Source organism: Pseudomonas sp. GW821-FHT03A09 (assembly GCF_059421065.1).
This window is the reverse complement of record NZ_JBWKUX010000003.1, coordinates 296458-308480: the sequence shown is the minus strand read 5'-3', so window position 1 is coordinate 308480 and position 12023 is coordinate 296458. Positions and strand designations below refer to the sequence as shown.

Annotated in this window: 11 protein-coding genes; 4 read left to right on the top strand and 7 right to left on the bottom strand. The window is 62.3% G+C overall.

Annotated features, from left to right (window positions below; all coding sequences use genetic code 11):
- Window positions 1–60: 60 nt before the first annotated feature.
- From AC07V4_RS06675 to AC07V4_RS06660, 4 genes are read left to right on the top strand one after another with little or no spacing between them, the layout of a single operon-like run.
- Window positions 61–765 carry an ABC transporter ATP-binding protein gene (locus AC07V4_RS06675; protein WP_492635485.1) on the top strand — a complete coding sequence of 235 codons (705 nt, stop codon included), beginning with the start codon at window positions 61–63 and terminating at the stop codon, window positions 763–765.
- Window positions 762–1961, top strand: a complete 1200-nt coding sequence (locus tag AC07V4_RS06670; protein ID WP_492635486.1) for an ABC transporter permease — start codon at window positions 762–764, stop codon at window positions 1959–1961. The genes AC07V4_RS06675 and AC07V4_RS06670 overlap by 4 nt, the downstream gene beginning before the upstream one ends.
- Window positions 1954–3432, top strand: a complete 1479-nt coding sequence (locus AC07V4_RS06665) for a TolC family protein (RefSeq protein WP_492635487.1) — start codon at window positions 1954–1956, stop codon at window positions 3430–3432. Before AC07V4_RS06670 ends, AC07V4_RS06665 begins: the two co-directional genes overlap by 8 nt.
- Window positions 3422–4669: an efflux RND transporter periplasmic adaptor subunit gene (locus tag AC07V4_RS06660; RefSeq protein ID WP_492635488.1), complete on the top strand. Its 1248-nt coding sequence runs from the start codon at window positions 3422–3424 to the stop codon at window positions 4667–4669. Before AC07V4_RS06665 ends, AC07V4_RS06660 begins: the two co-directional genes overlap by 11 nt.
- Before the next feature lie 132 nt (window positions 4670–4801).
- On the opposite strand, the gene AC07V4_RS06655 is transcribed toward AC07V4_RS06660, so the two are convergent.
- Genes AC07V4_RS06655 through AC07V4_RS06625 form a run of 7 tightly spaced genes read right to left on the bottom strand, consistent with a single transcriptional unit; the run spans window position 4802 to window position 11943 of the window.
- Window positions 4802–6196 (bottom strand): FAD/NAD(P)-binding protein, encoded by a 1395-nt coding sequence (locus tag AC07V4_RS06655; protein ID WP_492635489.1) that lies wholly within the window; start codon window positions 6194–6196, stop codon window positions 4802–4804.
- Window positions 6197–6208: 12 nt separating this feature from the next.
- Window positions 6209–6976 (bottom strand): ABC transporter ATP-binding protein, encoded by a 768-nt coding sequence (locus AC07V4_RS06650; RefSeq protein ID WP_431753028.1) that lies wholly within the window; start codon window positions 6974–6976, stop codon window positions 6209–6211.
- A 3-nt stretch (window positions 6977–6979) separates the two neighbouring features.
- Complete coding sequence (locus AC07V4_RS06645) at window positions 6980–8320, bottom strand: ABC transporter substrate-binding protein (RefSeq protein WP_492635490.1); 1341 nt, start codon at window positions 8318–8320, stop codon at window positions 6980–6982.
- Window positions 8321–8338: 18 nt separating this feature from the next.
- Complete coding sequence (locus AC07V4_RS06640) at window positions 8339–9388, bottom strand: branched-chain amino acid ABC transporter permease (protein WP_431753026.1); 1050 nt, start codon at window positions 9386–9388, stop codon at window positions 8339–8341.
- A gap of 4 nt (window positions 9389–9392) precedes the next feature.
- Window positions 9393–10274 carry a branched-chain amino acid ABC transporter permease gene (locus AC07V4_RS06635; protein WP_492635491.1) on the bottom strand — a complete coding sequence of 294 codons (882 nt, stop codon included), beginning with the start codon at window positions 10272–10274 and terminating at the stop codon, window positions 9393–9395.
- The gene (locus AC07V4_RS06630; RefSeq protein WP_492635492.1) at window positions 10271–11044 is read right to left on the bottom strand and encodes an ABC transporter ATP-binding protein; all 774 of its coding nucleotides are present in this window, start codon (window positions 11042–11044) and stop codon (window positions 10271–10273) included. The genes AC07V4_RS06635 and AC07V4_RS06630 overlap by 4 nt, the downstream gene beginning before the upstream one ends.
- Window positions 11041–11943 carry an acyl-CoA synthetase family protein gene (locus AC07V4_RS06625; protein ID WP_492635493.1) on the bottom strand — a complete coding sequence of 301 codons (903 nt, stop codon included), beginning with the start codon at window positions 11941–11943 and terminating at the stop codon, window positions 11041–11043. The genes AC07V4_RS06630 and AC07V4_RS06625 overlap by 4 nt, the downstream gene beginning before the upstream one ends.
- Window positions 11944–12023 lie beyond the last annotated feature (80 nt).

The following is a 12023-nucleotide window of genomic DNA, read 5'->3' as shown; positions in this document are numbered from 1 at the left end:
ACTTGTTACAAAGATTTACGGGGGCATAGTGGCACCGTCGAGACTGCAGGCGTAGTCACGATGATAGATACCCCCACGCACCCAGGCTTGATCTCCCTGCAAGGCATCGGCAAACGCTATCAGCTCGCCGGGCAGGAACTGTCCATTCTCAATGATGTGTGCCTGTCCATCGCCAGCGGTGACAGCTGCGGCATCCTCGGTGCCTCCGGCTCCGGCAAAAGCACCCTGCTCAATATCCTCGGCCTGCTCGATTTGCCCAACTGCGGCCAATATCACTTTGCCGGCCACGATATTTTCAGTGCCACCCCCGATGAGCTGGCCGCGATCCGCAACCAGCAAATCGGTTTTGTGTTCCAGAGCTTCAACCTGCTGCCGCGCCTCAGCGCCCTCGACAACGTCGCCCTGCCCCTGAGCTACCGTGGCGTATCGCGGCATGACTCGGTGGAACAAGCCCTGCGCATGCTGGAACAAGTCGGCCTGGCCGAACGTGCCCACCATCGTCCGGCCGACCTTTCCGGCGGCCAGCGCCAACGGGTGGCAATTGCACGGGCCCTGGTCGGCAAACCCTCAGTGATCCTGGCCGATGAGCCCACCGGCAACCTCGACAGCACCACCGCCCAAGAAATCATGGACCTGCTCCTGGCGCTCAACCGCGAACAACAGGTGACGTTGATCATCGTGACCCACGACGCCCACATCGCCGAGCGCCTGGAGCGCAAGATCCTGGTGCGCAATGGCGCGGTGCATGAGGCTGGTTGCCTATGAGCCTGCGGGTCGAACAGAACCTGAGCCAACTGCTGCATGAAGCATTCGTCAGCCTGCGTACCCTGGGCAAACGCTCGATCCTGGCCTTGCTGGGCATCGTCATCGGCAGTTCATCGGTGGTGGCGCTGATCAATATCGGCCACAACGCCGCCACCGACGCCGCAATGATTTTCAAGGACATGGGCACCGACACTCTGGTCACCCAATTCCCGCCCAAGGGCAACAGCCGTGCAACCATGCGGGCCAGCCTAGACCTTGAGGCCGTGCGTCAAACGGTGCCAGGCATTGCCCATATTGGTGCGATCACACTGTTCAGCGGCCCGATGGTGTTTCACGGGCGCACCGTCAATGCCAACTTCGTTGGCACCACGCCGGATATCAAAGACGCCATGCGCCTGACCCTGCGAGAAGGCCGTTTCCTGTCGAGTTTCGACGCCAATGAAACCTACGCGGTGATCGGCGCCCCACTTGCCCAGGCCCTGGGCAAACCCGGCGACCCATTGAACCTGGGCGATCGAGTGCGCATCAACGACTACCTGTTCCTGATCGTAGGCATCCTGAACAGCCAACCCCGTTCCCTGCTGATTCCGGTGCAGATCAACGAGTCGCTGTTCATCCCCGCCGAAGGCATGCGCCGCATCTACGCCAACCCGCAGATCAGCAACGTGATTATCCGCGCCGCGCCGGGCCAGGACATGGAGCGTATCGCTCAGGATGCCCGCGTCGCGCTGAAAACCCAGCTCACCGACCATGACGTCGACATCCAGGTGCCCCAACAAATGATCGATGGCATGACCCGCCAAAGCCGCACCTTTGCTTATCTGTTGCTGGCCTTGGGGGCAATTTCCCTGGTAGGCGGCGGTGTCGGCGTGATGAACGTGATGCTGATGAATGTCTCGGAGCGTCGCCGCGAGATCGGTATCCGCATGGCCCTGGGCGCGCGCCAGCGGGATATTCGCAACCTGTTTCTCCTGGAAGCCGTGACCCTGACCGCTGTCGGTGCGCTGTGCGGCGCGGTGCTGGGCATGACGGCAGCCTGGCTCTACGCCTGGCTGTCGGGCTGGGCGTTTTCCCTGGCGGTCGCCGCCCTGCCGCTGGGGGTCGGCAGCACCTTGCTGGTGGGGTTGTTCTTTGGCATCTACCCCGCAGTCTCGGCTTCACGGTTGCAGCCAGTGGAGGCCCTGCGCGATGAGTAAGTGGTTATGGTTACTGGCACTGGTAAGCCTGCCCGGCATGGCAGCCGACGTGGTGATCAACCCTTCGGCCCCCAGTACTACTCGCAGTGGTTACGACCGAGGCGTGTCGCTCAATGCCCAGGTCACCGCGATCACCCTGGGTGATGCGGTGTACCTGGGCCTGCGCAATAACCCGGCGATCCGCAGTGCTTACCTGCAACGGGTGGCACAGAAGTTCGACTTGCGCGTGGCCGAAGACACCTTCAATCCCAAGCTCACCCTCAACAGCTATTACCGCGCCACCCGTGGTTCGGCCGATAACACCCGTAACGCCAACCTGGCACCCAACGCGACCTTGCTGGGCGAGTACGGCACCCGACTGAGCATGAACTGGACCCAGCAACTCAACGACGCCAACCGTGCCGGCCGCTACCGCCGTGATGGTCTCGACCTGTCGATCATCCAGCCACTGATGCGCGGCGCCGGCTGGGACGCCACCACCGCGCCATTGCGCCTGTCGCGCCTGTCGGAACAGGCCAACCGCCTGAACCTCAAGGCTACCGTCGCGCAGACCATCAGCCAGATCATCGCCACGTACCGCGAACTGCTGCGTGCCCAGGAACAATTGAGCATCGTGCAGGACGCTCTCAAGCGTTCCGGCACACTGCTGGAAGTGAACAAGGCGCTGATCAGCGCCGGGCGCATGGCCGAGTTCGAGATCGTGCAGACCGAAGCCGACATCGCCACCCAACAATTGGGCGTGGAAGAAGCCCAGAACCAATTGGATACCAGCCGCCTCGCGCTGCTGCGGCTGCTGGCCCTGGACTTGTCCACGCCAATCCGCGCCAGTGAAGCCCTGGAAGCCAAGCCGATGAGCATCGACAAGCGCCAGGCGTTCAACCTGGCCCAGGCCCAGCAACCGGAATACCTCGCCGCCCTGCTGGGCAGCCAGCAGGCGGACCTGAACCTGGTCATCGCCAAGGACTCCGGCCGCTGGCAAGTCGACCTGGTGGCCGGGGCCAACCAGATACGTGATGCCTACAATAACGACAACGGCAACACCAACAACCGTACGTGGGACAGCTACGCCGGTGTGCAGGTGCAGATCCCCATCGGTGACATCAGCACGCGCCAGGCCGAGGTGCGTGCGCGGGTCAACGTGGAAGACCAGGAAATCCGCATCGCTGACGCCCGCCAGGCCCTGGAGCGCAGCGTCAACGACGTGGTGCGCGACCTGGGCACCCGCTGGCGCCAATATGAGATCTCCCAGCGCGCCGTGGAACTGTCGCGGCGCAAGATCGAGATCGAGCGGGAAAAACTCAGCGCCGGACGCTCCACCAACTTCCAGGTACTGAGTTTCGAAACAGACCTGCGCAACGCCGAAAACGCACAGCTCAACGCGCTGATCGCTTATTTGAACGCCCAGACCCAGCTTGACTTGACCCTGGGCATGACGCTGGAAAGTTGGGAAATCGCCCTCAATGACTACTAATAAAAAATACTTGATCGGCGCTGTTCTGGTGCTGCTCCTGGCCGGGACCGGGGTGGCACTGCGCAGCCCGGGCGCCGACTCGCCCGCGCCGACCGAGCAGTGGTTGGCGGTGAAGCCGGACCCGCTGGTGCACCAGATCGGCCTGGTGGGCAAGATCGAGCCCGACACCACGGTGACCCTCACGGCACCGTTCGACGGCAATGTCCTGGCCAACCTGGTCGAGCAAGGCCAGCGCGTCGAGGCCGGGCAAGTGTTGCTGCGCATGGACCCGGCCACCCTCGAAGTTCAGTTGCGCGACGCCCTCTCCGCCCAGCTCAAGGCCAGGCGCACCGTACAGGAAATGCAGGACTGGGACAGCAGCCCCGCCGTCAGCCGCGCTCGCCGCAGCCTGCGCACCGCCGAAATGACCGCCGGTAACACCCAACGCAAGCTCACCGAAAGCGAGAACCTGTTCAAGCGCGGCATCATCCCGCGCAATGAACTCGATGACCTCAAGCAACAGACTCAACAACAACAGTTGGACCTCGTCGCCGCCCGCAGCGAACTGCAGCAAGCGTTGGATCAGGGCAAAGGCGCCTACCGCCAGATCGCGGACATGGAGTTGACCAACGCCACGGTGAAATACGACGCCCTGCACACGCTGCTCGACGGCAAGGAAGTCAAGGCGCCGTTCTCAGGCATCGTGGTGCCGGCACCCGGCAACAACAACTCACCCCAGGGCGGCAGCACCAGCTCCACGCCCGTACAGGCGGGCAGCAAGGTCAGCCAGGGCCAGGTACTGTTCGGCCTGGCTAACATCGAACGGCTGAAAATCGTCGCCAAAGTGTCTGAGCTGGACATCAACCAACTGCATCAGGGCCAGACGGTGGAAGTGATGGGGGACGGCTTCGATGGCGAGCGCTTGACCGGTTCCGTCAGCGTGGTCAGCGGCTTGGCGATTGCCAGTGACAGCCAGGGCAGCGCGCAGTTTCCGGTGACCTTGTCGATCCCCAAGCTGACACCGCAGCAATTGCAACGCGTGCGCCTGGGGATGAGCGCACGGTTGACCATCGTGACTTACAACAATGACCAGGCGATTGTCATCCCGAGCCAGGCGATCCAGCCGGACATGACGGTGGAGTATCGGGCGGCTATGGATACGCCGGTGGAGCGGGTGAAGGTGAAGACGGGACAGTCGACGGTGCAGGGCGTCGAAGTGTTCGGGCTCAAGCCAGGATTCGTAAAAATCTCAAAATAAATGGAGATCCAAATGTGTGTATGGGTTTGTGTGGGAGCTGGCTTGCCTGCGATAGCATCACCGTGGTGTGGCTGGCACACCGAGGTGCCTGCATCGCGGGCAAGCCCGGCTCCCACACAAGCCCACACACATTTAGAGCTGCACCAGCTTGGCGGCCAGCGCTTTAGCCTGGATCGCCACATCCGTCACCGCCGTGCTCTCCCACCACATCCCCCGCAACGGCGGCCCCATGGCAAACAGTCGCTGACTGACACGGCCCTGGGTATCCAGCACCGCGCCCGAAGCATCCGCCGCAATCCCCAGCGCCAACGGCCCGGGCTGGATCAACCCACGCTTGAGCAACTGTTGAGGCAACGGTCGAGCCACACGGCGCCAGTCATATTCAATGCCGCTGGAGTTGATCAGCGCAGCGCCCGACACTTGGGTCACCGCCCGCTCACCTCGATGGCGCACACTGATGGTCACGCCCTGCTCCGAATCCACCAACCCCTTGAAGGACGCAGCCTGAATGCGCAACCGCCCTTCCCCCAACAGACGCTCCACCAACTGCGCACTCAATGGCGGTGAACGGTGGTGATGGCTCTCCCACCAAGGCCGTACATGGCGCACAAACTGGCGTTTCTCACGCTCACTGGCCTGGCTCCACAACCGACCAATATGCGCACGCACGGTGTCCAGCGGCGCTTGCCAATCGATGCCCTCATGCAGCGCGATCCGGCATTGGCGACGCACCTCACGCAGCAGTTGCCGAGGGCTGCGCAGGCTAGGGTCTTCAGCCAGAAAATCTACCCAGCTCGGTGGCTGGCGCCGCACGTGGGGCAACAGTCCGTGGCGCGAAAAAATCTCGATGGGCCCGCGATGACCAGCCTGCTCCAAAGACACCACCGCATCCACCATGGTCAAGCCGGAACCGATGATCAGCACCGTCGCTTGTGGGTCGATGTGCGTCATGGCCTGGACGTCCCAGGGATCCACCGCCGCTGCGTTCAAGCCGCTGGATTCGGTCTGTGGCGTGCGCGCCGCCGGAAACATGCCGGTGGCCAATACCGCGTAGTTGCCACGCAGTTGTTGGCCATTATCGAGGGTCAGCAGTGTGGAGGTCTCATCCACGTGCAGATCGACCACTTCGCCACGCACATGCTCGACGGCGGACGTTGACAGTGCCTTGGCCTCAGCCAGTCGCTGCTGCGCGTACAAGCCGAAAATCCCCCGTGGCGGAAACAACTCACTGATCGGCACGTGCTGCTGGCTCGACTCCGGCCAGCCACCGGTGCCGATGTAGTCGGTGAGCCATTGGGTCAGGTCGTCGGCATTGTCCGGGTCTACGCTCATGCGCGCGGCGTTACCGTTCAGGGTGTGGCCCAGCTCTACGGCACTGTAGGCCTCGCCACGGCCAAGTTCGGCACGTGGTTCGATAACCAGGATCTGCCGCTGCCCAGGTAGGCGCAGCAACTGCACCGCCAGCATCGTGCCGCTCAGCCCGCCGCCGATGATCAGGACATCAGCGTTGCGGATGGATTCAGTCATGCAAATTCGCCTTTACTGTTTACCCAGATAAATGTCGTGCAAATCGCCCCGCGCCAACAGTTCGGCAGCGCTGCCACTCAAGGCCACCCGCCCAGTATCCAGCACATAGCCGTGGGACGCATAGTTGAGCGCGACGTTGATGTTTTGTTCGGCGATCAGAAAGCTCACCTGCTGGTCACGATTGAGCTGCGCGATGATCTCGAAAATTTCCTGCACGATCATAGGTGCCAACCCCATGGAGGGCTCGTCGAGCAGCACCAAAGCAGGACGGGTCATCAACGCACGGCCGATGGCGACCATCTGTTGCTCGCCACCGGACGTCAGCCCAGCCCGGGTGTGGCGCTTGGTCTTGAGCCGCGGGAACCATGCATAGACACGCTCCAGGTCCTGCTCCATCTCCTTGCGGCTCAGACGCCGTACGAAGCCACCGCTGCGCAGGTTGTCTTCCACACTCAGTTGGCCGAAGACATGGCGGCCCTCCAGCACATGAACCATGCCCCGGCGCACCCGCTGGCTGGGGTCGACACCGGCCAGGTCAAGTCCGGCGTATTCGATCACGCCCCGGCTGACCTCGGCGCGCTCGGCACGCACCAGCCCCGAGATCGCCTTGAGCGTGGTGCTCTTGCCCGCGCCATTGGCACCGAGCAAAGCGACGATCGCGCCTTTGGGCACCTGGAGCGAGACCCCAGCCACCGCCAGGATCGCACCGTCATAGATCACTTCGATGTCATGGACACCCAACAGTGCGGGGCTCGCGGGTTCAGCGGCGGGCTGGCTCATGGTTCATTCATCCCCAGTGCAAGTGCGTGGCGTCAGACCTTTTTCCTTGGCGAACGCGGCGGACTTTTCATCGATCAGCGGGCGCAGCAGCGCACGGTCAGCGGCGATCCAATCGCTGATCAGGGTCCAATGGGCGCCGTCCCATTGCTGCACCCGTGCCGAGCCGCCGCCTTCGTGATCGCGGCACGACAGCTTGAGATTCTGCATCAGGCCCAGGTAGCCCATGTCTTTCAACCGGGCATCGTCGATATTCAGATGTTCCAGACCCCAGCGGCCCTCTTCGCCATTGAGCGGGCGCTTGCCGAACTTGGCTTGGCCGGTGCGGATCGCCTCCACCGCCACGGCGGCGTTCACCAGGCCGGAGTTGTAGTAGACGCTGCCGAAGTTGCTCAGGTCCTTGAGGTCGCTGTGGCCTTTGTCGAGGACGAATTGCTTGAGGCGTTTGTGGATCTCGAAATCCGTTCCGGCCGGGTATGGCGTCAGTGCCAGGTAGCCCTTGGCCGCGGCGCCTGCGGGCAATACATCTTCACTGGAGCTGGCCCAGATATCACCGATGATGTGGTCCACCGGAAAGCCAAAACGTGCGGCGGTCTTCACCGCCACTGGCGTGGACACGCCCCAGGTGCGCAGGAACACCCAGTCCGGGTTGGCCTGGCGCACCTGGCGCCATTGCGCCGATTGTTCGTTGCCCGGATCGGCCACCGGGATCTGGATATTTTCAAATCCGTACTTCTCGGCCAGCAATTTCAACGGGCCGAGGGTTTCGCGACCGTAGGCCGAGTCGTGATAGACCGTGGCGATCTTCTTGCCCTTGAGTTTGTCGAAACCGCCTTCACGCTGGGCGATGTAGTTCACCAGGGTCGACGCCTCACTGTAGAAGGTCAGCATCACCGGGAAATTGTACGGGAACACCGTGCCATCGGTGGCTTCGGTGCGACCGTAACCGAGGGTGATCAGTGGGATCTTGTCCACCTCGGCGCGCTCGCTCAAGGCATACGCCGCGGGTGCGCCGTTGGGCTGATACACCGCGACCGGCGCGCCGTCCAGGCCATTCTTGAAGCGCTCGTAGCACTCGATGCCCTTCTCCGCCGTCCACTCGGTCTCGCATTCCTGCCATACCAGTTTTACCCCGTTGATGCCGCCTTCGACTTCGTTGATATAACGCAGGTAGTCGATCATCCCGGCCCACACCTGCACGCCGCTGGAGGCATAGGCGCCGACGCGGTATGTGGCCAGAGGAATGAACTGCTGATCAGGCGAAGCCATGACCGAAGGCACCGCGCCAGACAATGCCGCCAGCGCGAAGGCAGCGCCGGCCAAGGAACGTTTCAAGGATGCACGCATTGGGATTCTCTTATGGGTTCAGAAACGTAGAGGCCACTGACGCAGCCGATCGCGAAGGTTGTGCAACAGGCGAATCAGGCCCTCGGGCTCCTTGATCAGGAACACGATGATCAACACACCGAAGATGATTTTCTGCAGGTTCTGCAACTGCCCCGCATCCACCGCACCACCGAACAACGCCTGCCCGGCATGACTGAGAAAGATCGGCAGCAGACTGATAAACGCAGCACCGACGAAGTTGCCGGCAATGCTGCCCATGCCACCGATAATGATGATGAACAGGATCTGGAAGGAGCGGTTGATATCGAAGCTGCTCGCACTGGCCGTGCCTAGGTACGCAAAGGCCCACAGCGCGCCGGCAATGCCTAGGTAGAACGAGCTGACCGCAAACGCCAGCCGCTTGTAGCGCACCACCGGGATACCGACCACGGCGGCAGCGGTGTCCATGTCGCGGATCGCCATCCAATTGCGGCCAATCTGGCTGCGCACCAGATTGATGGCGGTCCAGGTCAACAGCAGCACCGTCACCAATGTCAGCAGGTAGCGGCCCAGCGGTGTGTTGAGATCGTGGCCGAACAGCGCCAGCTTCGGCGCGGAGATGGTCCCGGATGAGCCGTAGTTGTAGAACCACGGGAATTTGACGAACAGCCACTCCAGGAAAAACTGTGCAGCCAGGGTGGTGACCATCAGGTAGAAGCCCTTGATCCGTGAGCTGGGCAAGCCAAACAGCAGGCCGACCAAGGCGCTGATAATCCCACCCCCCAATAGCGCGACCGGCAAGCCCAGTTCCGGCAAACGCAGCAAAAAACCATAGGTCGCAAACGCGCCGACCGCCATGAAACCGGCAGCCCCCACCGAGGTTTGCCCGGTGTAGCCGGTGAGCAGATTCAGGCCCAGCCCGGCCAGCGACAGTACTAAAAAGGGAATCAGGATCGCATTAAGCCAATAATCATTGCCCCACCACGGCACCACGATAAAGGCCAGCACCAGCAGGCCGATCAAGCCCCAGGGGAGGCGTCGCTGAATCAGCAACAGCGGCGCGGTTTCTTGCGCAACGGGTATCGACATGGGTTCAGACTCGCTCGATGGCACGCTCGCCGAACAGGCCGGCGGGACGGATATACAGGAAGGCCAAGGCCAGTACGTAGGCAAACCATGGCGTGATGCCACCACCGATCAACGGCCCGATATACACCTCGGCCAGGTTCTCCGCTGCGCCGACAATCAGCCCACCGACAATCGCCCCGCCAATCGAGGTAAAGCCGCCGATGATCAGCACCGGCAGCGCCTTGAGCACCACCAGCGACAAGGAAAACTGCACCCCCTGGCGCGCGCCCCACAGCAACCCGGCCACCAGGCCGACAATACCCGCCACCGCCCAGACGATCTGCCAGATACGGTTGAGGTTGATGCCGATGGACAGCGCCGCCGTGGTGTCATCCGCCACCGCCCGTAGCGATACGCCAATGCGGGTCTTGTTGAACAGCAGCGCCAGTACCGTCACCAGCACCACCGCAGCGACGGCGGCGATCAAATCGAATTGGCTGAGCATCAGTGGGCCGACGAACAGCGGTACGTCGTCGATACCCAGGTCCAGTGCGCGCACTTGCGACCCCATCAGGCCCTGAGCCAGCCCTTCAATGATGAACGACAGGCCCAGGGTCGCCATGAACAGCGTGATCTGCGAACGGTTTACCAACGGACGCAACACCAGCCGCTCGATCAGTAACGCGCCGACGATCATCACGATCACCGTGAGCAATAACGCCAGGGCAAACGGCACGCCCTGGTCATGCAGGCTGACGAAGGTCAGCGCTGCAAAGAGCAGCATCGAGCCCTGGGCAAAATTGAACACACCGCTGGCCTTGTAGATCAGCACGAAGCCGATAGCGACGAGGGAGTACATAGTGCCGGCGAGCAAGCCACCGAGTAGGGTTTCGAAGAAGAAAGTCATTCGTGCACGGCTCCCAGGTAGGCGGCAATCACCTCGGGATTGGCCTGCACTTGCACGGGTGTGCCGTCGCCGACCTTACGCCCGTAGTCGAGCACCACCACATGGTCGGACAGTCCCATGACCACGCCCATGTCGTGTTCGATCAACACCACGGTGGTGCCAAGGTCGCGATTCACGTCGGCGACGAAGCGCGCCATTTCCTGCTTCTCTTCAGCGTTCATGCCAGCCATGGGCTCATCCAGCAGCAACAGGCTGGGCCCGGCGATCAATGCCCGGCCCAGCTCCACGCGCTTTTGCAGGCCGTAGGACAAGTTGCCCACCAGCACATCACGGTGAGCTTGCAACTCAAGAAATTCGAGAATGCCCTGGGCGCGCTGGCGGAACGTTTCGGCCTCCCTACGGGCGCGGGGCAAGCCCAGGGCCTGCTCGATAAAGTGGCTGCGCATATGCCGCGACAAGCCGGTGAGAATGTTGTCCTGCACGCTCATCTTCTTGAACAGCGCATTGTTCTGGAAGGTACGGCCAATACCACGACGGGCCGCGCCCAAGGGATCGATGCGATGGAAGTGTTGTTGCTCAAACACGATCTCACCGGCATCGAAGCGATACACGCCGTTGAGTACATTAAGCAACGAACTCTTACCCGCGCCGTTAGGCCCGATCAGCGCGCAGATCTCCCCACGCGCCACCTCAAAGGACAAGGCATTGATCGCCTTGACCCCCTTGAACGACAGCGAGATATCCCGTACCTGGAGAATGGCCTGGCTCATGCGATGTCCCGTTTGAATTCAGCCAGCCAAGTCGTCTCGGCGTTGGTTTTGAGGGGTTGCCAGATATAGGCCAGGCGCTGGAAACCCAGCAACTTGCGCACACGATTTTTCAGCAAACGCCGCAAGCCGCTCTGCGGGTGGGCGATGGCCCAGTCACACAGGCGACGGCGCCAGGTGCCAGGGCGCGCGAGGCGGCTTTCGATCTCATCTGCCAGGTGCTGCAAGCGCGCGGGCGACAGCAGCAAGCCGGTGGGCGCCACTTCGCTGCGGTCACGGCGGGCCGACGCTTGGCTTTCCGGGAAGGCCAGGCCGTGCCCACTGTTTAACCACTGCTCCAGCAACACCGCCAAGCCGCCTTGCCAGTGAGTGCCTTCCTCACTCCACAACGCGGTCTCGCCGGCCGGCTGCCACCAGCGCTGCAGGTGCTGCGCGGGCTCAGTCGGGCCGAGCAGTTGGGTGAAGTCCAACAGATTCGCCGACTGCCAATGCCTTACCTGTCGACGATCCTGCACATAAGCGTGGGTAGGACGAATACGCCATAACTGTTGATGCAACACCTCGGAGTCCACGTCATCGGCCAGGGTCAGCACCTGACCGCCGACCGACTGGGCAGCCAGGGCCAACAGCAACAGGTTCGGTTCGAAAGCACCGCTGAGGGCCAACCGCGACTGCTCATCAAACCCCTGCTGGCGCAAGCCGCCGGCCAGGCGCTCGACATCGCGCAAGGCGTCGATCCAGCGCCAGGCGTACCACTGGCCCTGGCGCTTGTGGCGTAAGGCGGTGTGCAACGGCGTGATCTGCGCCCAGTGGTGCAGTTGTTCCAGGGCCTTGGGCAGGTCGCCGAGCAACTCGGCGGGCCATTCCACAGCCAGCGGGCGTTTGAGTTCATGCACGCTCATAGGGAGGTTCTCCTATTCAGGTTATATGCGTGCGGTGGTCCGCTGGCCGATATGGATCAAACAATGAAAATCAAGATGTG